A 25,114-nucleotide genomic window follows, 5' to 3' on the forward strand; every position below is an offset into this window, starting at 1 on the left:
GAGTGCTTTTTCCCAGACATATCTTTAATCTTCACATTACTAGCATAGCCATCAAATAAATACCTTGTCACGATTGAATATAAAAATTCGTTGACTAAGTGTTAATGATGGACACCTAAAAAATTAGTCTCTATCCCAACGGATCGAGGTGAAATTTTGTATTTTCATTGGTATTAACAAAATTGTGACACAACCAAATTCAAAAATTCAGGGACGTTTCTATCCACTTAAGCATGAAGAATGGCTGAAAGCCTGCCGTGAACTCACACCAGCACAGAGGGATGTCCTATACTACATCCGAACCATTGACCCTTATAACCAAGGGATTGACATCAATGCCGCTGAGGTAGCTCGTCAGCTGTCAGCACCAGAGCGGATAGTCCACAGGCAAACTGTAAGCCGCGCTCTTAAGGAATTAGACGCAAAGGGATTCATTGATCTAGAGCTATTGCAAGTCAGAACCAAGGTGAAACCAAAGGGATTATGGTGCAATGACACACCCGAATTTATTGAAGACACCGATGGTGTAATGATGCACCCAAGGTGTGATGACGCACCAATGGTGTGTGAAGACACCGATGGTGTAATGATGCACCCAAGGTGTGATGACGCACCGAGTGCGATCGCCACACACCACAGTGGATCACCACGCACCACGATGGATCATGACGCACCATGCGCGATCGCCACGCACCATGCAGAGGCTGAAAGCCTTGTGGAGAGAGAATTTCAAAACCCTAAGATCAATAAGAATTATTTAGACTTTATAAAGACTCTCTCAGAAGACGAGCGAGCGAATTTTCTAGCATTTTGTGAGGAAAAAACCAAAAATCTTAGCCAGCCAGTGAATGACATTGAGGCTTGGTTAGCTCACAAAAACAAAGCCGGAAGGAATCGCTGGGAGGTTTATTACGAAAAATATCTGGCTTCAAAACAGGTACAAGCCAAAAAAACTGAAACAAAAAATGCTCGAGATGAATTCCGTCGAGAACTCGAGGAACGACAGCGACAAGCTCAAAGAGCTTGGGAAGAGTCGCAAAGTCAAAATCTCGCTGAGAATACTGGCGGTGCGACATGATTGATAAACTGCCACCCCAAAACATCGAAGCGGAAGAGGCGATTTTAGGCGGTATCATGCTTGACCCAGAAGCAATCGATAGAGTGAGCGATCGCTTAGTTCCCGAAGCCTTTTACATTAGCGCCCATAAAGATATCTATCAAGCCGTGCAGCGCCTTTATTGCTCTGGTAAACCCACTGATTTACTCACAGTTACAGCTTGGCTTACTGACCACGATTTACTAGTCCGTATCGGTGGGAGAAATAAATTAGCAACTCTGGTAGACCGCACAGTGTCAGCTGTCAACATTGACACTTTAGCCGAGTTGGTAATGGACAAATTCGCGCGTAGACAGTTAATCAAGGCTGGAAATGAAATTGTACATCTCGGTTACGAGACAGAAACTGAGTTACCACAAATCCTTGACCAATCAGAACAGAAAATTTTCCAATTATCTAATCAAACCCTATCTTCAAACACTGAACATAACAGCACGATTAACGTTGCTGCTTACGAGGATTTAAATTCAGGAAACCCCATTTACCCTACAGGACTTCATGAACTGGATAATTTGATGGTGGGATTTGAAAGCGGCACACTCACCATAGTTGCGGGTAGGCCATCAATGGGAAAGTCTCAGATCGCCTTGTTTTTGGCTTTCCAAATGATACTGTTCCATGAGCTACCTGTGGTCATCTTCTCCTTGGAGATGACAAAGCAACAATTGGAGTACAGGCTGTGGAGTTTAATTAGTGTTAGCAACGCCTATAAGCATTTAGAGTTAACGCCACTAAAAAGCGATCGCATCCGCAGACATCGCTCAGGTAATAAACCCCTAGCAGACTGGGAATTTACAAGCATTGCCAAAATCGTCGGTGTTGCTTCAGAATTACCGCTGTATATGAATGACTCAAGGGGCATCACCGTTTCACAAATTGCTTCAGAATGCCGCCAAATTAAGGCTAAAGAGGGAAAACTGGGGCTAGTTGTAGTTGATTACCTGCAAATGATGGCAGAGGACTCTGGAGGCAACCGCAGCTATGAATTGGGAGATGTAGCCAGGGGACTTTACAAAATGGCAGGGGAATTGGATGTACCCGTGTTAGCACTGTCGCAAATCTCTAGGGGAGTTGATGGCAGACAGAATAAGCGCCCAATGATGAGCGACCTTAGCCAATCGGGAATTTTAGAAATGGTGGCAGACAATATTATTCTTGCTTACCGGGATGAGTACTACAACCCAGACACTACAGACCAAGGAATATTAGAACTCATCATGGCTAAGGCTCGACACGGTGAAACAGGCACAGCAACGGTATTTTTTGACAAGTCTTATGGAATTATACAGAATTTGCGCTCATGTAATATCTGAGTCCTCAAACTGCTGTCAAAATCATCCCCCTCCTGCGTCGGAATTTTTACTGGGGGGTATTGATGATAGCCCTAGTAAAAACTCTGAACAAATACAGATATCCCCCAGTAAAGATAGCCCTAGTAAAAAGCGTAGAAATTGGGGTGAGGGTAACGGCACTATTCATTGGCGCACCATTACTAAGGGTGGAAAGGACTATCCCCAGGCTTACTATCATTGGCAAGAAAAAGGGAGAAAGAAGACCAAGTACATCCCTAAGCATTTACTTGGGGATATTCAAGAAGCAGAGTTCAAGAAGCGCCCAATTAGAGAAATTTTGGTATTACTGGGTGTTGTGCCTAGCCCTAGTAAAAACACATTACTGGGGGATATGGAAAATAGCCCTAGTAACGATGTCGAGCAGTCAGAAATACCCCCCAGTAAAGATAGCCCTAGTAAAACTAGACGGGACAAAGGATTGGGTAGTGGCTCCATTCAGTGGAAAACCATCACCCTTCACGGCAAAGATTATCCCCAAGCTTGGTATCACTATGAGTTTTGGAAAGATGGCGATCGGCTTGTTAAAAAGTGCAAGTATATTCCAAAACGACTATTAAGCAGAATAGAGAAGCTAGAAGCAGATAAAGCGCCAGTTAGAGAGATTTTGTCAATATTGCGAGTAAAATTATAGAAAAACTTCATAAAAATCGCGTAAATTGTAAATACCGGGTAAGTCTATTACAGGTTTACAATAATAATTATCATTTTTACTTAAATTTATGCCAACAAGCTTTGTAATTTATCTCTCAGATAAGTGATCGCGTTTTCGTCTTCCTGCATTTCTAAATATGTTTAAAGTCAGCGAGTTCACAAATGGACGATATTGATTTACGCAACCTTGACAGTTGGAAAGCTCTTATTTTAAAGGTAATCACCAGCAATAGCCTGCCACAAGAGCGTAGTTCACTCACAGAACTCCGGCAGTTTCTGGATAAAATCCGAACACCACTGGAAGAGTTTCCACGTTTGAAGTCAAAAATTGACGAATTGCAAAAACAGAGCGCCGAATTAATCGAACCTCCTCTTGAATATGGGATCTTTCTAGGTAAATGCCCAACTAGAGCCGCTATATCTGGTAGCGAAAATGAACGTGAGATAGTTGTTGGAGTGCGTGGACAAAGATATGAAGTCAAACTGGCTGCTGATGAGATCACAGCAGAAGAACTATCTGAAGGTCAACAACTAATTTTCAACAAAGTTTTAAATGTTATAGGCGTAGACAATGAACAGGTGATGCGCGGGGAAACGGCAGAAGTCGTTAACGTGATCAGTCCAGTTGGCACAGCCAGAGTAGTGAATGTTCCCACAGATGATAAGCCAGTGCGCGTACAGTCGCTAGATGGTAATAAGTTTGAGGTTGATTGTGAGCCATATCTGCGTAAATCTTTGTATCCCGGAAACATAATACAACTTGATGAAAGTCAGAAATTGGCAATAGCTAAAGTTAAACCTCGCCTACATATTCGTAGTGGTGGTAATGATGGGATTGTCGTAGAAATTAGCGATCGCCTTTTTCAAGAAGGTGTAGAAATTGGGGACTTGATCCGGGTAGATACAAGGCTACAGTTTGCTTTTGAAAAGCTGCCAAGCTATCAAACTGGCGGCTTAACTTTGGAAGAAGTGCCAGATGTTACCTACGAAGATATCGGGGGACTAGATGACCAGACAGAAGCAATTAAGGATGCGATCGAACTACCCTACGTCTACCAAAAGTTGTTTGAAGAATATCAACTTGTCCGTCCCAAAGGAATTTTATTATATGGGCCTCCTGGCTGTGGTAAAACCATGATTGCCAAGGCAGTAGCTAATAGTTTGACACAAAGCATCCGCAGCCATCTTCAGGAGGTAGAACAAAAAATTATTCTCTATCAAGAACTCAGCAAAAATCCTGATAATCAGGATGCTCTAGTTGCTTATCAACAACTCGCAAATAATTCTCGATCGCTAGAAACCGTTGCTCTAATCCAGAACAATATTTCCTCAAAGGAGGCACAGCAGCAATTAGTAGCAGATTTACACCTGAGTAATATCGATTTGGAAGATATCAATAACTCTTTAGAACGAATTCAGAATATCCTGCGACGTGAGGATGGAATCCGCAGTTTCTTCTTGAATGTCAAAGGCCCAGAACTTCTGAACAAGTATGTGGGTGAAACAGAAAACCGCATTCGCAAAATATTTGCAGAAGCAAAACGCCGTGCTACTTTCTATACGCCAGTAGTTATCTTTTTTGACGAAATGGAGGCAATGTTTCGCACTAGGGGTTCAGGACGTTCATCTGATGTCGAAACAACTATTGTGCCTCAGTTTCTCGCGGAAATGGATGGAGTTGAAGCCACAGAGAATATAGTGATTATCGGAGCTAGTAACCGACCAGACATGATTGATCCAGCTATTCAACGACCTGGACGCTTAGATATTAAAATTAAGATTGATCCACCTTCGCGTGATTCAGCAATAGCAATTTTGGCGCTTCACTTAACACCTGATTTGCCACTACAGCCTTACGGTTTAATAAACTTTACCGATTCAACAGTTTCTCCTGTTCCTGTTTTGACCTTTAAACCTCATATTGTGCAAAAAACACTTAACAAGTTGGGTCAAAATCTGAGCGGATTACTAGACCAAATAATTGCCGCAATTCCTGATAAATTTGATGTTCGCAAGGCAAAGCAAGAAAGCCAGAATTTAATTAATTTATGTGCAGATGAGCAAGTCAGGAAATTTATTGAGGAAGTAGCACTACGAGAGCAACTAGCAGAGGAAATAATTGTGGATACAGTAGAATTCCTCTTTTCCGTTAATAGTTACTTAGAGGTGGTAACAAAAGCAGGGAAGTATCACAAATTTCCTCTCAGCATTTACGTTAGTGGAGCAGTTTTAGTGAGCATTGTTTCTCGAGGCAAGAAGATGGCTTTGAAACGGCAGATTGCTACTCGTGGTAGTCACCAACTTGGTCTGGAACTAAATGATTTGAAAGATGCAATGCAAGAAGAGTTTAAGGAAAATGCAGAACAACTGGCAACCAATCAATTGCAAGAAGAAATTAAATCTGTAAATATTTACCTGGGAGAGGAAAAACAAGATCCTTGGAGTATGGAGAAACAAAGAATTTATTAAGCCAGTTAACTATTTTGTTTTTATTCTTGATTTCCACTACGGTACACCTCACAGTTAGCACCAATGTTCCATGCACCATGACTATTGCCAGTTAAATCACAATTTTCTACCCTACCTGCACCATTGTCATATACCCATACTGCCTGATATTGATTCTGATTAATCAGGCATTGGTAAATTGTGGGGTCAGCAGCTTTTGCAATTGCCACCCCCGCATTCGCATTCTCAAAAATTTGGCAATCAAAAATAGTGCCTCGTCCTTTCTGATAGACAGATACACCATTGGCCTTACTAGCGTAAATGCGACATTTGTGAATTTTGGGGTCAGATCCCGTATTGATTTCTATTCCTGCAAAGCTATTACCAAAAATCTCACAATTTTCTACCGTTCCTCGACCCCGATCGCGGATCAGAATGCCGCACTGCTTACCATCATGGATATGACAACGGCGAATCGTGGGATTAGCTCCCTGTTCAATTGTCACCTCACACGTGGCATTGTTTCTAATATCGCAGTCTTCGATTATTCCCTGGCTATTTTCCCAACAATAAATGCCACTGTTTTTGCCATCGTGAATTTGACAGCGACGGATAACAGGATTGGCTGTATAACCATGAATTGCCACGCAAGAAAGATAATCACCAGTAATGTCGCAATCCTCTAATACGAGCTGTCCTTGAGGAATATCTACCACGTAGCATTTTTCTGCTTTTCCATGCAAGGTAAAGCCACGCACCAGAGCGTATTTGGTCTGCATTAAAATACAACTGGAGCTATGACTCTCGATAATGATATCTGTAATCGAACCTTCACCAATAATTTCTAGTGGCTTATTGATAATCAGTCCTTCGTTGTATAAACCAGGCTGCACAAGGAGGCGGCTGCCTGGTGGTACACTGGCGATCGCCTCACTAATGGTGCCATAATCGCCATCTCCATGTTGAGAAACGATGTACGTGGCGATCGCAGTTTCAGAGCGAAGTGACTGCTCGGCGATCGTGCCGATAATTTTTTCCAACGTCTCCTTGATGCTACCGCCTAATAAGCTTTTACTGTCACTTACATTCTGAAGCTTGGCGATCGCACCAGAGGGAACACCAATTTTTACCAATGCTTCAATCACAGCAATCCGCACATCTGCATCCAAATCGTCGAGTGCTGCTAGCAGTGTTAGAGTTACACCAGTGTTGTTTGTTTGTCCCAACAGCATCACCAGTATCCGCCGTACATCTGGAGATGTTTCTCGATCTAGCACTGCACATAATTTTTGAATAAATAAGTCTGTAGTCACTCCAGCTAAGTTGATATCTGCTTGACAGGCTTGACAAAACTTTATGCCAATTGGGTTTTCACCATTACAGGTTGAGCAGGTAACTATTTGGTGTGCCAGTGCTTCAGCAGCTCGCCAACGCACAAACCAGTTAGAGTCGTACAAACCGTCTAGAAGTACCTGTATCTGATTGATTTGTTTAAAACGTCCTAATCCTGCCATCCCCATCATCCGCGTTTGCTCGTCTGGCGATCTGACGGCTTGCACTAGCGGCTTAGTCAGACGAGATTGCACGGCTGCTAATAGGATTTGAGAACGCTCCTCTGGTGTGGTAGATGTGCTGAGGCGATCGCACAACAGTAATTCACTACTTCCTAGCATATGCAACTCTTGAGCAAAACTGTCTAACTTGAGGTACGATGGTTCTCCATTCTGGCAATCCTCTTCCAGCACACTTTGAAATAACTCCACATTAGTTTGAGCATTTCTGCACTGAACACGCTGCTGAATTTCTAGACTGCGTTGGTAGTGATTTTGCGCTTCTTCAAACCGACTCTGTTTATGATGCTCAATCCCTTTTTTTAGCCACAGGACACCTCTACGACTATCTACATAAGCTTGTTCTTTTGGAGCAAGTGGAGGATAATCTTGCTCATCAATTTCACTGAATAATTCTTCACACCCTGCAAAGTTGCCACTATTGACATAATTATCAAACTCATGGAACCAGTAACATAGTGCCAAGTGTGGATTCTCCGCGTAAGCAGTGCGAATTTTTTGCCGAATTGACGCTAGCATACCAAGGACGACCTATTGCTTAATAGAAACATTTTTATCACCTGGCATTCCATTCACCTGAATTATGAGGAGGTTTTTCGTTTGAAAACAAACCTTAGTCCACCCTTAGTCCCGGCTTCACCTCCAATTCCCCACAGAGCTAGTTTGCCAGTAGCCGTAATCCCCGCAGAAACTTCAAACTCCGATAACTCAAAGTTCTCTACCTCCACAGGAGTTTCCTTAAGCAATTCTTCTATTTGATACATGAACTGCCTAAAGTTTTCAGTCAATTCTGATAGTTGAATTTTCCTTGCACGTAACTTAGCACTTATATCCCCAAAATCTGTCCGCAGTCCGTCGCCATAGCCATCATTTGTTTCATTTTCTAAAGAGCCAACAACATAAATTTCATCAAAATTTTCTGTTTTACTCATCATTAAAACTCCTCTAATATTCTTTTTTTGATACTAATTAATCACCAATGATATATGTAACTTTAAATGATTTATAGATTTTGATCCACGAGAATTGGTGATATCCAAGTTTCGTCCATAGCATTGCGACGGTAGATGTCTTGCCGAGCATAAAGTGCAGCGCGATTAGGTGATTGAGTTTCTAAGAGGGATTCATAAAATTTGGTGGCAAATTGCCTAGCACCACTGTCAGTAACATACCAACGATATCCTAAAACAGTAGGGATACCCGCTTGAATAATCGCATCCATAATCCCTAAATAGTCGTTTCCACGCAGTAGATGTTCACCTCCTACGGCTGCACCAACGCAGCTACTCAGGTAAAATAAGATAGTTTGAGAATCGCGTAAAAGCTGAGACAAAGCACGGGCTGTTAAGCGTTGCTTGCTACCTCGATTTTCTGGATGTTCCCAAAAAATTAAACCGCTACCTTCGCCAGTCGCTTGATCAAAATAACTATGACCCGCATAGTGAATAATGTGATAACTACACTGTTTTAGTAACTGCTCTACTTTTTGAATTGAGGCGGATTCTGTCGGGACTAGCTCAATTTGAACCTTAAGTCTAATTACATCTGCTTTTTGCTGAATCTTTTCTGCTAAAACTTTGATTTCTGTATCAGGATTAATTCCCCCCGTATTTGATGCAATTAAAAGAACTTTTAATGACTCTTGATTCCGAACTAAATCACTCACTAATGTGCCAAAACTTTGGGTTTTTGTAGACACATCTACATCTGTTACACGTCTGCTAATTGGATAACGAACCGCCCAAGGATCCGCACCGTATAGAAGTTCATAGGGCATTCCTAAGTAATTCCGGGGACCAATAAAGCAGAGATTGAGGTATTCACTTTGAACTGCTTGTTGGGCTTTGCCCCACTTTTCCATTAAATTAGATTTATCGGCTAGTAAATCCTTAAATAAACGCTTACCCTGTCGTTGTACCTTCCTCCGCCAAGAATCTCGCCCTTCTTTTCCTTGCTCCTGAAGACGATGCGAATTAGCTAAGTCTTGACCCATATCCATCAGCTCACTGTTTAAATCTTCAGTATCAATATCCAAAATTTCCCCTGGACCACTTTCATAATTGAGTTTACCTTGTACGGCAAAGGTGAGACGCTGGTCGTAGCGGATGTAAAATGTTGTTGGTTCAATCACGTCTAGCAATAAATCCTGATTTTCTAAAGGTTCCCCTGCTGTGGTTGTTGCCGTTGATGTATCATCGTCTTCTTCTAAAAGTTCAATTAATGGTTCTTCTGACTGTAATGCTGTGAAAACTTTTTCATCAGATTTTTGATTAATATCAATACCAAGTTCGCTAATTTGTTCAAAATCTATTAATTTTTGACTTAATATTTGAAAAAATGAGCTAAAATTCGCCTGTTCTCCCCAAATAATAGTATGATTTTCCAGTTCTAACAAAACCTCCCTTATCTTAGAATTATCTTGGGGTTGACTGACATTAACATAATAAAATTTGTCACTTACACTAGCACTAGGTATACAACTGCTAACTTCTTTATCAATTGTGCTTTCTCCAACCATTAAAACTGAACCATTTAAATAATTTTGAATTACTGGCTTAATTTTTTCAATAAATTCTTTTGTTTCTTTCAAATCAAACGCAAATTTTCTAGAATTCAATTCACCATACAACTTAATAATCTTAATACGCGGAGTTGGATGTTTAAGTTCTTGACTAATAATTTCTAAAGAATCTCTGCCATTAATCAAAACTCGCCAATCGCTAAAATTTATACCTGTATTAATTAAAGCATCTTCCAAACAAGTATCAATATTGGTTGTGATTATAGTATCAAAGTAACCATATTTAATTAGTTGAGCTAGTCCATTGTAACTCTCCATCTTTGGCTGGTATTGTGTCTTTTTTTTGGCTTCAATAAAAGCTTGCTCAATACATTTATAACGCTTTTCTACTTCTAAATTCTTCCATTTTTCACTAAAAGTTCTCTGCCTTTTTATAGAAGTTAATGCTTCTATGTCTTCTTTGAGCATACTATCTAATAGTACCTCACGTTCAATTTCTTCTACTGAAGCTGGGGCTGATTCACTACATAAAAGCAACGTAAATGAGGCTAAGTTACGGTTTTTTTGCCGCATCATTATTTGCGCTAAAAGTGCTATTTCTGAAGATATTTGCATTAACGTTAATTCCTTTGTTCTTCTCGTTTTATCCGGCGACACCAACATCTTCAAAAATGTAATATCCTCCACAAGTAACTATCTCTTGATTTTTCCATTGAAAAAACATACTATTTCCTTGAGGATCTAAAACCATTGCTACATACCATTCTTCAGGAAAAAACTGTTTATGCATAAATAAATCATCACGTGAGAAAAAAAGCTTTGTTTTTTCTATTTTGTCTTGTTCTGTACGAATAGAAATATCAATCAAGTGAGTGTGATACCAGCCAACTATTCTTTTACCCGGAAACTCTTTTTTCATCCGAATACTTTGAGCTTGCCAACTCTCAAACGTGTAGCGCAGATTAATTATACTTGAAGCATTATGCTCACTGGGAATCATATCACTGATTTCCACAATTCTCCGACCACCATCGTTACTTTCATACACCGAACCAACTAAAATACCACCTCTTTCTACTGTCAAAGAAAGTTTTCCTTCTTTGATCAGGGGTTCCATTACTTTCTGATTGATATAAATGCGAATATCATCAGTGCAGGGATTACCAACAACCTTAGTTTCTGCATAAAAAGATGAGTCATGATAAAGGAAAGCAAAATTATCCTCATCTTCAGAATCGTCAGGTATTAACTCCACAAGTAACTCAGCTTGCTGTTCTAATTTAGGAATTCGCTCTCTGTCAAATCGCGCTTCATCGTCTTCGCGGGCAAAAAATTTTGGACTCAGAAAAAGCAAATTTCCTTGTACGATCCCAAGATTTAATAGTGTTCGGACTCCGTATAAGGTGTAATACTGGTTTATCTGCTTCATCTCAAAATCTTTGCGGTAAATCAAGTTTCGTTCTCGGACTCGCAGTTCAATTGTGATATACTTAACAGGCTGATCGGGTTGGATAGGCTCTTCAAAGCAAAGGTCTATCCATTGTGTCTGTTCTAGTACTTCTTCTTTGTCATAAATAATTATTGGATTTACTGCCAAAGAGTCTCCATAATGAGGAATAACTATAGCTGAATAATGCTCCCCTAAAACAAAAATTTCCTGCATCACTAATCGAGAAGCTAGCTTGCTAAGAAACGATGCGAATACATTTTTTACTTCTACATCTTTTTCATAAATGAGGTTTCCGGCGGTGTCATTTAGACGAAATTTGAAATATTTCATAGTTAGCGACTCCTGTCAGACCTCTTGAGGCTGATAGATGAAATCGGACAAGAAACAATACGGTCTTCATCCCAAACAAAAACCCCTTGCTCTCCAGATTTAGGATCGATGACTAGGGCTATATACCAAGGTTTATTAGCAAAGAAGCTACGGTGTGTGAACAAGTCTTGACTGGAGAAAAATACACCTATGCCTGGGTGGGAATGATACCATCCTACGGTAACTTTTTCTGGATAGCGCGATCGCTGGGCGATTAAATTTAACCAAGTTTGACTGGTAAAAGTAATATCCAAGGCTCCAGCTTGAGTATGCTTTGCAGGTAAGACATCTGTGATATTTACGAAGTAGCTTCTGTCCTGTTGGTAAACTTCTCCTAAAAGTAGTCCACCGACCTCGACATTTGGAGTTTCTTGTGCATGGGTGCTGATAGTAGTTTGTGCTTCCAGGGTGATGGCATAGCTAATATTTTTTGTAACCGGAAATGGCTGAAGTTGCGGTGGAAATCCTTGGTAAGGTTGTTTCTCCCAACATTCTCCAAGAGTAACTATATGCTCGCTGTTCTCAAAGATTGGACTCATTGTATACTCCTCCTCCAGCAGTCATCTCCGGCACCAAGGTGACAATTGCCCCCTCTGCGATACCAACACTAGATAAAGTCTGGTTTCTCGGCAACTGGCGATTATCAAACGCTAAATGGTAAGTTATCGGTGTACCATTTGGGTCGCTGATCGGCAATCTCAAAGCCGTAACGATCGCTGGAATCAGTTTATCAATATCTGTATCCGCTTCTACTTTAGCTTCACGTCGCTTATTACCAGTATGGTCTTCAATGAAGACTCTAACTCTAACCATTACTATATGCCTTCTTTTTGATTGAGAACATCAGCCGATTCTACTAGTTGCAGTTAATTTGGAATCAAATCAAATAACTCTTTCTCCTGAGATAAATTACCCATAATTTGAAGGTCATAAGCAAATTTATTAGCGTATTCTGCGATTGTTTTGGTTGCATGCTGGAAAAGATTTAAGTCAAGTTTTTCTAGAGGTATATCCAACAACATGAAAATTTTGCCATTTTCGTCTATCCCAAATTTAGTCCAATATATATGCTCGTTTAGCTTTAATAAATAAGAGTAGAGAGACATATTATCTTCATCGTTTTGTAATTTCAAATCAGGCGTTTGTCCCAATATGGGAATTTGAAAATATAGCCAATACTGATTAAAATAAAGGTAAGTCATAAAAGGGCGGTCATTTCCTTTGTAAATTGCTTTCCAGCGATTGTCTCCTAAGTTATCTTTTAATCCCCAGTTTAAATGTTCAATTGCATTGAAATAAAGATACAAAGATTCCTTCGGGAAATATTCTTGCTTCCTGACAATTTTGATTTGTATTTGATTCGCACTTTGGCTATGGATACTGGAGTTACCAGATTTTAAAGCTTCATACCACTTCAAATACACATTCAAAGCGTCAACAGCCTTGTAGCATTGTTTTTTTTCTATACTCTGAAAGGGAATTTCTAATTGTAGCAATAGTTTTCCATCTGGACTCAAACTGAACTTACACATGAAAGAACGACGACAAAGCTCCAAACACTTTTTATAAAAAGTGGAGTTTGCTGGATGATTACTCAGTGGTAAGGTAAAACAAAGCCAGTTAGAGTTAAGATGAACGTATATTTTGTCTTCATTACGTTCCAATAACCAACTGTTTGAGACTCCAGTTAAAGCACCAGAAAATTTCCATCCTTCAAAGGATAGAGTCCGCAACCATTTCTCTACTTGATCTGCTTTTTCAATCAATAGTTCACCATCACTTCTGCAATGAATGTAGTTTGCAAATTACAATATCACATTTACAAATCTTAAGTTAAATCAGTTCAATTATATTTGTATTAACCATATTTTCGGTTTGACTTTGGTTTGGTTCTGCATCGATTAATTCCATCGGCTCTCCATCAATAAAGCTCACTAGTGGTGGGTCTAAATGTTCCTCACCCGTTAGTAAGTCACGGGTGTCAATGGGAAATAACTTTTTATTTTGGGCTGCCCATTTAGCAGCATCTTTATCTAAAGGGTCTTCAGTGTTGTAAATGCGATATTGGATCATCTGACCAACCATTAGACATATCTGATCTAAGGTAGTCGAAACAGCAAAAGGTCTGCCTTTATCACATAAATAAGGTGGTTTAATATTTGGATGCCAAATATTAGTTAGCCAAACATAACGGGGTGGTGCAGAGGGATAATCATAACCAAAAACTATCTCCATCACATGTTCATCACGTATTGTCGGTTCGTCGTATTCTGATAGTTTTTGCAATCCCTTACAGCAAAAAAGTACACAATATTTTTCCGGGGCTTTATCAGGAAAACGGTTTTGAAAATCCTCTGGGGTAAGAAATCCACCCAGTTTACCCAAGATAAAATCCTCAGTTAATGAACTTGTCAAAAATTTTTCTTCTTCTTCTGTAGAAAGGTCGGCACAAGAAAAATTGATTAGCCCTCCCTCTCTACGAATACTTAGCATTCTTTGAAATTCATGGACAAGGCGTTTTTCTCTAATATTTGTAGTCATATTTTGTTTAGTAAATTAAAATACCAGTGTAATACTAGCTTAACTGGTATTGCAGTGCTGTTTTCCGTGTTACTTATTACAGATTATATAAAATGCTATTTATTCCACATCGGTAGAATTAAATCTTCATCTTTTGTTAATTCCACAAATCTTTGATGCTTGTGACTTTCTAATAGAAGGATATGCAAATATGGAACACCTAACTGCCTGAGGCTGATGTCAGCAGCAGAATTGCGAGCGAGCCGATTAATGATGTTAGGGATACGGTTAGAGTTACATTCAGGACATGATATCAAGCTGGGTATTACTTCTTCAAATGGTCGATAGATAACTTCTGTATGCTGACATCGTTGACAAAATAGTTGCTGTACGATGTCGTTATTCAACCTTAGCACTACATGTTCTTTAAAAATTTCCGATGCCATATTTAATAATCCTCCCACAGTTAAATCGTCTACCCCAGCATCAAGAGGGATAATATTTTCATAAGTTTCGTGACTTGGACAATCCTGGCGACGATTGAGGGTAATCAGCGAGGTTTTATAGGTCTGACCGTTAAAATAAAAGGCTTTACCAGCAGGAATTTCCCATTCATGTAGTAATTTCACCGCTTCTTGAACCTGTAGCGCTGCGATAATCGATGCACTCGTTGGGGTAGTGGGTATACGCCCCGGCATCACATCTTCAGGGCGAAGATGGGGACAGGAGTAACGCAGATTTATGTGTCGATAGTCCTCCTCAGTCATACCGCATTCATAACAGGCGCTTTCAGGTGGTACAAACACCCGCACCATCCCCATAAGGATATCTAAAGCCCCATCAATCCAGGGTATCTCAGCACGATAGCAAGCTCGGTTAAGGGCTAGGCGTGCGCCTCGGTTGTCTAAGCAACCCAAAACTACATCCATGCGGCGAACAACTCCTAAACCGAGGTCGTACCTGATATCGCCATGAAAGGTAACAACTTTGACATCAGGGTTGATTTCACGTATTCGTTCAGCAGCGACATCTACTTTGCGACGGCCAGTATCTTGAATGCGAAAGAGAATTGACCGAGAAAGATTAGATGCTTCTACAAAATCAAAGTCTACAATGAATATTTTGCCTACACCCAAAAGTGCTAGGTTTTTGAGGACTTCATTGCCTAACGCTCCCACCCCTACTACCATCACTCGGCTACTACGTAATCTTTCTTGTTCCCACCAGCTGATTAAATTTAAACTGGCGTAGCGGTCTTGTTCTGGGTCGCCAATTTCGAGCAGTGGCTCTCTGGGATTGGGTTGAAACATAGGTGAATACGAATTTTAGATTTGGGATGGAAAAATATTGGTTTAAATATAGGACTTACGCACGGGTAATGGAAAACGAACCACAGAGGGCGCAGAGGTCACGGAGGAATGAGAGTTTGAGAGGGTTTTTGCGTAAGTCCTAAAATAGTATAAATTCAGACTATATAATTATCAGAATTGGATATAGTTGCTTAGGGTTAAACACCGATTGCATTAGGCTTGCCACATCATAGTTACAATTTGGGCAGTTTTGTAGCCCGAAAAAACATGGTGTGTGGAAAGGAGTCTGACAATTAGGACATTTGGCAATTGAGTTTCCCGCCTTAAAAGGTGCTTCATCACGAGGATTTTCTGCCATACATAAGCGTTGTTGTTTAACTAAGTCTGAATCCTCGTCTAGTTCTTCAAAGCGTACATAGGTAGCAAGCGATCGCTGCATGGACTCTCGCACTGGATATCCACATCCATAGCGAGAACAAATTGGTATTTGAAACCAACAATCTTGATGATGGGGAGCTTGACAACGCGGACAAATGATTAATTTTTCATCAGGAGCAAAATTTTCGTAGCAAACCTGACAGGTTTTACCGATCAGATGGGAATTTGATTTGAGCCGATTCACTGTCATCTCCCAAAACTCTAGTTTTGCCTGACCTAGCTCAATGCGATCGCGATGGCGCAAAGTACTAATTTTGACCACAGAATATCCATTGACCTTTGTTTTCGTTTTGTCACCAGCTAAATCGACTAAAACTGATACCCCATAAAGTTTTGAACGAGAGATAACTGCATGATAAGCAGCAATACCTAAACCTTCTGGCAATTTAAAATCATTGTCTGCTGCTGTACCCAAACGGATATCGTCATCAAACTCTTTTTCTAAAGAGGTGCTATTTGGATCGCGGAAAACCAATAAGGTCACTGAAGTACTCCTTGATGCTATTTTTAGTTTTTGAAATATTAATTAATGATGCTGACTAGTTCATCATCTATGGAAGGAATTGAAACTGGAGCTACAAGCTTTTGTCCTGATAATAATTTATCTAACACCTCGTCTAGCTTCCAACGTACTAAAGGTTTGCCATCAGACTGTAATGATATCAAAACTTCGACAATTTCATTTCCACCAATAGTCCCCAAAGCTTCAATTGCAGCAACTTGTATAGATTCTTCGACATTTAAATGAAGTAATTGTGTTAGTATTTCAATTTGTTGTTTTGAACTCATGTAGCATAAAGCCTCGGCAGCTTGGCGTTTAATCTCAGGATTATCTTCGTTAATTGCTTGCAATATATGGGATAGTATCTGCTGTTGTAATGGTTCAAATGTGTCCATAGTATTTACGCACTAAAATACAAGAATAATTGATTTAATCACGAATCACGAATTATGAATTACGAATTACGAATTATTTGAATCTATGATGATCCGTTTACCAAAATTAATAACCCTTTGGAAGAAACTCTTAGGAAGAGTATACAAACTAATAAAAATACGGTCGTCTTCCAAGTTCAATTTGTGCAAGCGTTTAATTTGAGCGTTACTCAATGCAAATTTTCGGCATAAAATACTCACAATCTCATCAATAACTGCCTCAGTAGCACTCCCCCACTTAATACTAAACCCAGAAGTACCTTCGGGAAGTACGATATCAGTTCGATAATTGATGCTACCTAGTTCATCTGCCAGACTCTCACCCATCTCAAGATTAGAGGATATGATAGTTATGCTGTAGCGATCGCGCTGCAAAATTGGTAATGAAGGAGCAACTAAACCACCCAAGTTAATGTCAATGCAATCATTTCGCCCTTCTCCATACCGACGACAAATTTGGACATCATCTAATTCCAACTCTCGGCAGATAATGTCTCCAATTTCATCGATCATCCAATTCGAGGCATTATTCCACTTAATATTAAATTCGGGATTTGGCTTATCTTGCAATCGAGCTTGCTTGTAACCTAGACCAACCAATTGATTAGCTATATTTTGTCCAATATTATGATCTGAAGAAAAAATAACAATGTTGTAGCGGCTACGTTCCGTTACAGTTTCTAAGGCTGTGGAATTACTCAATATGACGTATAGTTCTGGAGAAAAGAACTTCAGGGGATCGGGCAATACGACTTTTCTGTTATTAACCTTCAAATCGTCCCATCGATCTACTTCTACATTTAACCCCATGTCACGAGATGCAGCGATCGCAGTTCCTCGTACCCAAGCACGAGTATAGGGTGGTGGGCTGCTCTGTGCTGTTAACACTTCCTTTGCAGTCACTAATGTATCTGGCTTGTCTTTGAGCAAGCGGTAGAATAAGCTATTTTCAATAAATAAATCGTGATAAAAAATATCTAATTGTAATAGTTTGTAATAAACTTCCGATCCCTGTAATACTTCCTTCCATTGCATTCCTACACTTTGCAAATACCGTTCCATAAAGCTTTTTTTCGTCACCCAATCAAGTTTGCCAACTAACTGCATGGGGTCAGTTGTCAGCTGATTCAGGACATCTTCCCAGATTTGCATGATCCGCTGTTCATCAGCAGAGATGGGATGTTCACCAAAATAGCGTTTTGCCTGTTCTAAATATATTCTCTGAATTTCAATTGCCGTGAGTTGACGACCATCTTGCAAGGAAACTTCCACGGTGCAACTTGGGTCGCGGGATATCTGTCGCAGCGTTTGTATCGGGTCTAACAAGTGGGGAATTTCTCTAAAATCCATATCTTCGAGCATCCGCAGTATAATACCGGTTGTCCCCAACTTCAGGTAGGTCGCCCAACCTGACATATTGGTATCAGCCAAGATTAAGTGCAGACGGCGATAATTTCCTTTCGCTAACGGTTCATGTTCACGGGCTAGGCTCAATATTGCCCGTTGCTTTCTGGTTTCAGATGATACTAACTCTTCAATAAAATCAGCCCGTTGCATCAATTGGAAGCCAATCCCTTCTTCCAACTTTTGACCAAAACCGACTCGACCGGCACCGCAAAATACCTGTCGAGTCACCAAAAACGGGATGAGATAGCGCTTGGTTAGCCAGAGATAATCTTCCGAACCTAACCACTGCGTTTGCCGTTGCGCTAAATAATTTTCGTGACAACCATAAGTATTTCCACTAGCATCAACGTTGTTTTTTATCAGAAGCAGTTGCCCCTGAAAACCTTGGTTTATTAGTACCTGTTCTGCATCTGGGATTATAGAACTTAGCGTATAGTCAGCAGCCTTATCATAAACTACCGCTTCATAAGCGCTGCGACATTCTGGTAACGACCACTCTGCATGTCCCACGTCGTAATAGAACTTAGAGCCGTTGACAAGAAACTGGCTACCAGGAATGCCACAACGTTCTTCGAGTTTTTGGCAAAGCGCCTTAACAATTAATTCTTCGTTGGGTGATTGATTTCCCCCTTGGGTTTGAAAGGCAATAGCGTACTCTGTTTCTAGGCTGAAGACTCGTTCACGCACCTTACTGTCCACCCTTCTGAATGAAGCTTCTCACAAAATCTTCTGCTGATATGTCCCTAAGTTCGGAACCTTGCTCAGATGCGCCGAGAACTTGAGTTTCTTCTCTTGCGATGAAATTAGCCACGATATTGTCGACCTCATTTCCCAGGTCTTGCAAATTTTTAGCTATCTGCTCTGCCTGGTGATTGTGTTGCTCTGTGTCGTGATCATTTTGGACAGGTTTTTTCCGGTTTGATGATTCGCTAATTTGCTCAAGGTTGCTCATACTCCCTTACCCTCAACTCCCAGTTACTTTTGATTTGGCTACCCGATCTCACAATGCTTAGTTTCTATTTTGACGATTTTTTTGGCGATTGACTGACCTATTTGGTGATTTTTTAAACAAAACTGCTGCCGGGGTCTGCTAATCTCAATACTACAGACCAATAGGTATAAATTCCTGATTTTCTTGGAATTAAAAGTATACTGTTAATACCACAATTTTTGATGATTAATTTAAATTAATGTATTTTATTTTCTGTTGCGATCGTAAAATTCAACTTGCTTAGAGAGTCAAGCAATTTCAGTAAGTCAGTTGAAGATTGTGCTTCTAAAACAGTTTCTACATGTGCTTTGTTACCATTGAGCAAATCGGGTAATTTGAGATAATAACTTTGTTTTTCCTCAGGTACATAGAATTTAATTTCACTCCAATCTACCTGTTGAATTTGATCGAAGTATTTTGAAATACAGTATCCGCGCAAGTAAGCACGGGTATCAGAAGGTGGCTGATTGACAAAATACTGAATTTCCTCGTCGTTAAGCAATCGCTTCACTGCACCGCAATTCTGTAGCTGATAAAACAAACCCATTTCCTTTTCCACTTTACCCTGACGAATATCGTGGTATTCCAAATCCAGCCGCCGCAGTGTGAAGTAAACTTCTCTTTGTCGCCAGTAGTCTGTCAAGTCTAAGTCTTCAAGTTGAGTGCGATCGCTCACTTGGGAACGGATTACTTGTACTAAATCTGCCTGGCGATCGCCAACTACTTCTCGCTTGAGAAATAGCGTCTTGAGAATCACAGGTTCCCACTTATTTATACTTTGCCAGTTACAATTTTGTGTTTGTAAATATCTTTCTAAAAGGTTACGCTTGATTGCCCAATCTAAATATTGATTAAGCATCTGCCAGTTTTGTGTCAGTTTGTTAAGCGTTTCTTCCCACACTTGAATAACTTTTTTAAATACAGTAGAGTTATGTTCCTCAACGTACTGTTTAGCGAGTTCGAGGAACTGACGCTGAATTTCAATTGCACTGGCTTTACTACCATTTGCTAACGGTAATTCTTCGCCAAAAGTCAGGTCACGCGAAACAGTTTTTACGGCGACGAGAGGTTCTTTTAGAGTCAAATCCAGCGTCATATAGTTATCCTCCAACATCATCAGTATTAGCTGAGTAGTTCCTACTTTTAAGTAGGTGGAGTATTCCGACATATTTGCATCACCGACAATTACATGTAGCCGTCGAAAGTCTAGACTTTCTGCATGAGACTCGTCACGTGTATTAATCAGAGGACGGTTGTATGTAGTCTGCAAACCAAAAAGAGTTTCAAAAAAGTCTGCTCGCTGGGTTAATTGAAAATTAGCTGGAGAATTATCATTTTCGTAACCTACCTTTCCCGCACCACAGAAGATATTTCGAGTAACCAAAAATGGCACTAAAATGCTCAAACTTAAGTGTCCTTGAGGATTAATCAATTCTTTATAAGTACTAGCTGCAAGCAAATAGTTTTCATGACAACCATAACTATTACCTTTATAGTCACTATTGTTTTTATAAATGACAATTTCTTGTCCTTTTGGTAAGGTTCCACTAGCGTTAGCTAAACGCCGACAACGCTCTACAATTATCTCTCCTGCTTTGTCAGCAGCCACCACATTACGAGGATGAATTGTTTCCGCAGTGCAGTACTCAGGGTGGGCGTGATCGATATAAAAGCGAGCTCCATTCGGAAGCATTAAACTATACAGAGGTCTTAGAAATATATCTGGAGAAGCAGCAACTTCGCTATCGGGAATTGCTTTGAGTTCCATGACTCCACATTGCTGTAACAACATTCGTGAAGCTAAGAAATGATCAGACTCCTTTACCCCCCGAATCAAAATACCATACTCAGTTTCGATACCAGTGACTTTGGATATACTCATGAGACGAATCCTATTGCATAAATTGCCGTAATCAAAGGTTAAACAAATTACGAATTACGTTAGCTACAAATTACGAATTATTTAGTATCTTTGATTTTGTGGTTTTATCAGACTTTCTAAGAAACCTTCCTCTCGCAAAGATGCGGGTTTTCCACCACCTTCGTTTAATAAATACAGATACTTTGTCAACAAGTTTTGCATTTTCGGAGTAGGATACTGAGGAGCAATTTGTTTTAAAGCTTGTTGCCAAACTTCTTTATTTGGCAAGTTTGGTTGCTTTGGCGATGCGGGAAAACCTGCTAGATAAATCGCTTCTTTAACCAGTTTGTCGATTTCTGCACCAGAAAAGCCTTTAGTATTTTCTACTAACAATGAAATGATATCAGGTGGAATATCTTCTTTGATATTGTAAGCCTGGGCGCGTTTCTGAAGAATATCGGCACGTTCGTTTGTGTTGGGTGGCATGACAATGAAGATTTCGTCAAATCTGCCAGCACGAAACAGTTCGGGAGGAAGTATCGTTCTGTCATTAGAAGTGGCAATGAAAAAAATCGGATATTTATGGTCGTTTAGCCAGGATAAGAACGTGCCAAACTGCCTAGTGCTAACTCCAGAACTATCACCGCCTACACCAGCAAAGGCTTTCTCAATTTCATCCATAAATAGAATATTGGGTGCCGAGGCTTCAATTGCTCGCAAGGCTTGAAAAGTGTTACTTTCAGATTCGCCTACCCATTTAGATTGTAATCGTGATATTTCAAAATTGATTTGTGGTACGCGCCATTCTTGGGCGATCGCTCTGGCAATAAATGTCTTTCCACATCCGGGAAAGCCTTCGAGGAGAATAGCACGGGGTCGGAGTTCCGGGCTGGAGTCCTGCTCGAACCAAGGACGACGGTTAATAATCCAATTTTTAATCTCTTCTAATCCCCCCACTTCATCTAGCCCCTGACCTTGAGGGGCGTAGTACTCTAACACCCCTGTTTTTCTAATTTCTTGCTTTTTAACTTCTAAAAGTAACTGTCCAGCATCTAGCGGCTTTGACCAAAGTTGACGGGCAGTAATGAGTTTAGCAGTTTGAGTTACCGAGTGTAGAGGCATTCCCTGTGCCTGTTCAGCAAGTTGTTGAGCCTCTTGTTTTGGCAGATTGTATTTACTGACTGCATTACTAAATACATCGGCATAAAGTTCTTCCCCTATTGGTAGAGGTAAATCGAGGATATGAACATGAGGACGTAAAATCGTTGGCATTGACCAATCTGAACCAATGACAATCAGTGTCATTTTGGGTCGGGGTTTTTTTTGTTCTATAGCTATAACTAATTCTTTAAGTTGACGCGCCGTCAAATGGCATTCAGGTGAAATGAGTGCTGACCAATCTGGTAAAAGATAAGTATTTTGACTATCGATATAGTTAGCAGCTTGTTCTTGTAAACGTTTTTGTAAGACATTAAGCGCCTCTTCAACAGGTTGTGCGCTTCGTTCTGACCTTGGTTCGAGAGAGTCCCATTTTGTGTTTTGTGCTACTAGCGAATGTTTTAAAAAACCGTTAATACTATTCCACCGTGCTAATTCGCTATGGTTGCGATTGTCATCATTGAGGTTAGAAATAATTGCTTGGTGAGCTGTAATGGCACAATTTAAAGCTCGGCTTTCTTCTGGAGAGCGTAAAAAAATTAGCGGACACTGTGCTTGCAATAGATATTGCAGTTCTTGTTGACATTTGGCATAAGGAAGTTCGTCAATCATATCGATAAAAGTTGGATTTGTTATGCTTGGGTTTGCAATCTCAACCAGAGACATCTTTGCTGCACTAAGGTCAAACCCTTGAGGGAACTGAGTTCCTTGTAAACCTTCATTGTATAAAGCACCCTCAAGGTCACATCCGGTCAAATCCGCCCCAGTTAAGTCACAACCACACAAGTTAGCCCCAGTCAACTTACTCTCGCTGAGATCGGCAGCAGATAAATTTGCCCGACTCAGTTCAGCCCCAGACAAGTTAGCATCGTATAAAAATGCATGACTCAAATTAGCCTCACTCAAATCGGCATCACGCAAACATACACCACGTAGGTACGCCTTACTCAGGTTTACCTGCCGAAAATTTCTTTTTCCAGCTTCATATTCTTCTTGAATTTGACTTGCATCCATATTTTTTGCTTAATAAGACTTTGATCTTAATAAGGTTGTGTTAGCTACTATCTGGTGTCAAAAAAACTGCATATTATTGGTTAAAAATCTGCCCTGTTATCACTAACCCAGGTTTCAGAAGTTATAGTTTGAGATTTTGATTCTTCTACATTTTCCTGGGAGTTAGTATCATTAGCAGGTTGAGTCAATTCATTTTTTGCAGGAGTTGAATTCTGTTTAGGAGGAAATCCGATAACAGGGTCTTGATTACTTGCAGTTGTTGGAGATTTATTGATATTTGGCGGTTTTGACTTGTAAGTTGTCTGTGTTGTTGATTGTTGTTCTGTAGAAGGTATCTGTTGCAAATCAACTAAATGAGAAGAAACCGAGTTAGCAGTAGCAGAAGTAACAGATGAAGGTATTTTTGCTGTATCTGTAGGCATATCTAAAGCAACAGTTGTACGCCGATATCCTTGTTTAATATCAAGAATCCATAGACTGACAATACGATCTAACTGACTGGTGCTGATTTTTCTACTCGATTCAGTTTCGATCGCTCGACTAAGATTTTGTCGGTTTTCTTTAACTCGAAAATAATCTTCAGGATAACTCTCATGGGAGCCGTTCAGAATAGTGCCATATAAAAATTCTCTATTTCCGGCAAAAGGAATTTTGATAACTAAGGTATATTCGGGCATTGTTTATTTCTCCTGTTTTAAATATCGGCTCCATTGTATGAATGGTAGCGCTCCTATTAACACAAACAAAATCAAAACCCCCGCCATCAAATATAAGCGTTCCGTTAAATTCAGAGAAACATAGTCCATATTACCCATGCGAATATCGACTGGTGCAGAGGTCAAATTATTGGGAATAATTTTCACCATACTGTGATGTAAAGTAGCCTGGTCTGCACCAGGTTGCTTGTATATTAACTCGTACTCCCGGAGACTTTCCAAAAATGTAATTAAACTGTTGGCTACATCTTGAGCGTTATCAGGAAATTGATGAATACCGCCAGTTAATTTAGCTATTTCTTCTAAGCGTGGTTGGTCAACTAGAAATTCGGAAATATCAGTTTTTGACTCATCAATATCAACAGTATTGGGATTGTCTTTTTGTTGGCATTTATTTTCAATTAATGCATCTACAGATAGTTCCTCTGGGATGATTAGACGCTGACACAATGATTTTTTGTACAGTTGACTCAAGGATTCACCATAGCCTAATGTATGTACTGTCACATATGGTGCTGACTGTTGCAAAATCTTTTTTAATCCCTCAAATTGTAAGCTCTCGGTTGCGCGTTTATGAGTGTGAAAACCATCTGATAAGAGAATGACTGCTAACTGTTTTCTTATTGGCTCATTTGTAGAAGAATTACCATTTGTAACTGATTCGTTATTGAGATATTTAACAGCTGTTTCTAATGGTGTATACAAATTAGTTGCAGCACAAACATCAACCTTTGCTAAATAGTTCAACTGAGTTTTTAGCTGATTATCTGTAGCTGATAAAAAATTACTTTTAATCTTCTGTTCACTGACAGTCAAAATTCCATCTTTATTAGAACATCCCGCACCACTTTCTCCAAAAGGAACTAGAGAAATATTCACAGATAAATTCTCACGTTCAACAGCGTTCAGAAATTCTCTAATCGCATTAATTGCCCCATCCAGTTTTTTTACTTGTTGTGCATCTGGATATTTCATACTACCGCTCATATCCAGCAGAATAATGAAATCAGCAGGTGTAGCTTTTGCGCCTTCTGCTTTGGGTAAAATTACAGTTGGTTCAATTGCTTCAGATGCGTCGGCGGTTACGACTCGAAAATCTCCTGGTTTGAGGTCAGACTTAGGAATATTCGACTCGTTTAACACTTTCACGCGCAAGTGAACGTTATTGCCTTCAGTCCACCAATTGCTGACTTGTACACAACCTTTAGTATTTCCTTCTGTGCAGCTTTGACGAGTCAATGTTGTGCGGCTACAACCCAAGGGTATTAAGCCTAAAAAAACAGT

The 25,114-nt window shown here is 40.0% G+C and carries 21 protein-coding genes; 4 read left to right on the forward strand and 17 right to left on the reverse strand.

Annotated elements, in window-relative coordinates:
* Positions 1-184: 184 nt before the first annotated feature.
* The 4 genes from RMZ95_RS18415 to RMZ95_RS18430 all read left to right on the forward strand — a co-directional run bounded on the left by RMZ95_RS18415 (position 185) and on the right by RMZ95_RS18430 (position 5,589).
* A complete protein-coding gene (locus tag RMZ95_RS18415; protein WP_409883058.1) occupies positions 185-1,078 on the forward strand; it encodes a MarR family transcriptional regulator in 894 nt (297 codons plus the stop codon).
* A complete protein-coding gene (dnaB, locus tag RMZ95_RS18420; protein ID WP_409883060.1) occupies positions 1,075-2,430 on the forward strand; it encodes a replicative DNA helicase in 1,356 nt (451 codons plus the stop codon). Before RMZ95_RS18415 ends, dnaB begins: the two co-directional genes overlap by 4 nt.
* A complete protein-coding gene (locus RMZ95_RS18425; protein WP_409883062.1) occupies positions 2,393-3,100 on the forward strand; it encodes a hypothetical protein in 708 nt (235 codons plus the stop codon). The genes dnaB and RMZ95_RS18425 overlap by 38 nt, the downstream gene beginning before the upstream one ends.
* Positions 3,101-3,282: 182 nt before the next feature.
* Positions 3,283-5,589: an AAA family ATPase gene (locus RMZ95_RS18430; protein ID WP_409883064.1), complete on the forward strand. Its 2,307-nt coding sequence runs from the start codon at positions 3,283-3,285 to the stop codon at positions 5,587-5,589.
* Positions 5,590-5,609: 20 nt separating this feature from the next.
* On the opposite strand, the gene RMZ95_RS18435 is transcribed toward RMZ95_RS18430, so the two are convergent.
* The 17 genes from RMZ95_RS18435 to RMZ95_RS18515 all read right to left on the reverse strand — a co-directional run bounded on the left by RMZ95_RS18435 (position 5,610) and on the right by RMZ95_RS18515 (position 25,069).
* The gene (locus RMZ95_RS18435) at positions 5,610-7,658 is read right to left on the reverse strand and encodes a right-handed parallel beta-helix repeat-containing protein (RefSeq protein ID WP_409883066.1); all 2,049 of its coding nucleotides are present in this window, start codon (positions 7,656-7,658) and stop codon (positions 5,610-5,612) included.
* A 62-nt stretch (positions 7,659-7,720) separates the two neighbouring features.
* Entirely contained in the window at positions 7,721-8,074 is a 354-nt protein-coding gene (locus RMZ95_RS18440) for a hypothetical protein (RefSeq protein ID WP_409883068.1), read from the reverse strand.
* A gap of 68 nt (positions 8,075-8,142) precedes the next feature.
* Positions 8,143-10,275 (reverse strand): CHAT domain-containing protein, encoded by a 2,133-nt coding sequence (locus RMZ95_RS18445; protein WP_409883070.1) that lies wholly within the window; start codon positions 10,273-10,275, stop codon positions 8,143-8,145.
* A 28-nt stretch (positions 10,276-10,303) separates the two neighbouring features.
* Positions 10,304-11,440 carry a hypothetical protein gene (locus tag RMZ95_RS18450; RefSeq protein WP_409883072.1) on the reverse strand — a complete coding sequence of 379 codons (1,137 nt, stop codon included), beginning with the start codon at positions 11,438-11,440 and terminating at the stop codon, positions 10,304-10,306.
* Between the two features lie 2 nt (positions 11,441-11,442).
* Entirely contained in the window at positions 11,443-12,018 is a 576-nt protein-coding gene (locus tag RMZ95_RS18455) for a Mov34/MPN/PAD-1 family protein (RefSeq protein WP_409883074.1), read from the reverse strand.
* Positions 12,002-12,292 carry an EsaB/YukD family protein gene (locus RMZ95_RS18460; protein ID WP_409883076.1) on the reverse strand — a complete coding sequence of 97 codons (291 nt, stop codon included), beginning with the start codon at positions 12,290-12,292 and terminating at the stop codon, positions 12,002-12,004. The genes RMZ95_RS18455 and RMZ95_RS18460 overlap by 17 nt, the downstream gene beginning before the upstream one ends.
* Positions 12,293-12,345: 53 nt before the next feature.
* Positions 12,346-13,245 carry a YbjN domain-containing protein gene (locus RMZ95_RS18465; protein ID WP_409883078.1) on the reverse strand — a complete coding sequence of 300 codons (900 nt, stop codon included), beginning with the start codon at positions 13,243-13,245 and terminating at the stop codon, positions 12,346-12,348.
* A 67-nt stretch (positions 13,246-13,312) separates the two neighbouring features.
* A complete protein-coding gene (locus tag RMZ95_RS18470; protein WP_409883080.1) occupies positions 13,313-14,020 on the reverse strand; it encodes a ubiquitin-conjugating enzyme E2 in 708 nt (235 codons plus the stop codon).
* A 95-nt stretch (positions 14,021-14,115) separates the two neighbouring features.
* Complete coding sequence (locus RMZ95_RS18475; protein WP_409883082.1) at positions 14,116-15,309, reverse strand: HesA/MoeB/ThiF family protein; 1,194 nt, start codon at positions 15,307-15,309, stop codon at positions 14,116-14,118.
* Positions 15,310-15,469: 160 nt separating this feature from the next.
* Positions 15,470-16,231, reverse strand: coding sequence for an RING finger protein (locus RMZ95_RS18480; protein WP_409883084.1), 762 nt, complete (start codon positions 16,229-16,231; stop codon positions 15,470-15,472).
* Between the two features lie 38 nt (positions 16,232-16,269).
* Positions 16,270-16,644: a HEAT repeat domain-containing protein gene (locus RMZ95_RS18485; RefSeq protein ID WP_409883087.1), complete on the reverse strand. Its 375-nt coding sequence runs from the start codon at positions 16,642-16,644 to the stop codon at positions 16,270-16,272.
* 66 nt (positions 16,645-16,710) lie between these two features.
* On the reverse strand, positions 16,711-18,777 hold the full coding sequence (locus RMZ95_RS18490) for a proteasome accessory factor PafA2 family protein (protein WP_409883089.1): 2,067 nt from the start codon (positions 18,775-18,777) through the stop codon (positions 16,711-16,713).
* Between the two features lies 1 nt (position 18,778).
* Positions 18,779-19,042: a hypothetical protein gene (locus RMZ95_RS18495; protein WP_409883091.1), complete on the reverse strand. Its 264-nt coding sequence runs from the start codon at positions 19,040-19,042 to the stop codon at positions 18,779-18,781.
* 235 nt (positions 19,043-19,277) lie between these two features.
* Positions 19,278-20,963, reverse strand: a complete 1,686-nt coding sequence (locus tag RMZ95_RS18500) for a proteasome accessory factor PafA2 family protein (protein ID WP_409883093.1) — start codon at positions 20,961-20,963, stop codon at positions 19,278-19,280.
* 81 nt (positions 20,964-21,044) lie between these two features.
* Positions 21,045-23,114, reverse strand: coding sequence for an AAA family ATPase (locus RMZ95_RS18505; protein WP_409883095.1), 2,070 nt, complete (start codon positions 23,112-23,114; stop codon positions 21,045-21,047).
* Positions 23,115-23,194: 80 nt separating this feature from the next.
* On the reverse strand, positions 23,195-23,791 hold the full coding sequence (locus RMZ95_RS18510) for a hypothetical protein (RefSeq protein WP_409883097.1): 597 nt from the start codon (positions 23,789-23,791) through the stop codon (positions 23,195-23,197).
* A 3-nt stretch (positions 23,792-23,794) separates the two neighbouring features.
* Positions 23,795-25,069, reverse strand: a complete 1,275-nt coding sequence (locus RMZ95_RS18515) for a vWA domain-containing protein (RefSeq protein WP_409883099.1) — start codon at positions 25,067-25,069, stop codon at positions 23,795-23,797.
* Between the last annotated feature and the right edge of the window lie 45 nt (positions 25,070-25,114).

The sequence above is a fragment of the Nostoc sp. DedQUE07 genome, from assembly GCF_034530975.2.
Taxonomy (GTDB): Bacteria; Cyanobacteriota; Cyanobacteriia; order Cyanobacteriales; family Nostocaceae; genus Nostoc.

Bases quoted from the DNA above. Each gene is read 5' to 3' on its own strand.
- dnaB (WP_409883060.1), top strand. From the start codon at position 1,075: ATGATTGATAAACTGCCACCCCAAAACATCGAAGCGGAAGAGGCGATT.
- RMZ95_RS18425 (WP_409883062.1), top strand. From the start codon at position 2,393: ATGGAATTATACAGAATTTGCGCTCATGTAATATCTGAGTCCTCAAAC.
- RMZ95_RS18430 (WP_409883064.1), top strand. From the start codon at position 3,283: ATGGACGATATTGATTTACGCAACCTTGACAGTTGGAAAGCTCTTATT.
- RMZ95_RS18435 (WP_409883066.1), bottom strand. From the start codon at position 7,658: ATGCTAGCGTCAATTCGGCAAAAAATTCGCACTGCTTACGCGGAGAAT.
- RMZ95_RS18440 (WP_409883068.1), bottom strand. From the start codon at position 8,074: ATGATGAGTAAAACAGAAAATTTTGATGAAATTTATGTTGTTGGCTCT.
- RMZ95_RS18445 (WP_409883070.1), bottom strand. From the start codon at position 10,275: ATGCAAATATCTTCAGAAATAGCACTTTTAGCGCAAATAATGATGCGG.
- RMZ95_RS18450 (WP_409883072.1), bottom strand. From the start codon at position 11,440: ATGAAATATTTCAAATTTCGTCTAAATGACACCGCCGGAAACCTCATT.
- RMZ95_RS18455 (WP_409883074.1), bottom strand. From the start codon at position 12,018: ATGAGTCCAATCTTTGAGAACAGCGAGCATATAGTTACTCTTGGAGAA.
- RMZ95_RS18460 (WP_409883076.1), bottom strand. From the start codon at position 12,292: ATGGTTAGAGTTAGAGTCTTCATTGAAGACCATACTGGTAATAAGCGA.
- RMZ95_RS18470 (WP_409883080.1), bottom strand. From the start codon at position 14,020: ATGACTACAAATATTAGAGAAAAACGCCTTGTCCATGAATTTCAAAGA.
- RMZ95_RS18475 (WP_409883082.1), bottom strand. From the start codon at position 15,309: ATGTTTCAACCCAATCCCAGAGAGCCACTGCTCGAAATTGGCGACCCA.
- RMZ95_RS18485 (WP_409883087.1), bottom strand. From the start codon at position 16,644: ATGGACACATTTGAACCATTACAACAGCAGATACTATCCCATATATTG.
- RMZ95_RS18495 (WP_409883091.1), bottom strand. From the start codon at position 19,042: ATGAGCAACCTTGAGCAAATTAGCGAATCATCAAACCGGAAAAAACCT.
- RMZ95_RS18500 (WP_409883093.1), bottom strand. From the start codon at position 20,963: ATGAGTATATCCAAAGTCACTGGTATCGAAACTGAGTATGGTATTTTG.
- RMZ95_RS18505 (WP_409883095.1), bottom strand. From the start codon at position 23,114: ATGGATGCAAGTCAAATTCAAGAAGAATATGAAGCTGGAAAAAGAAAT.
- RMZ95_RS18510 (WP_409883097.1), bottom strand. From the start codon at position 23,791: ATGCCCGAATATACCTTAGTTATCAAAATTCCTTTTGCCGGAAATAGA.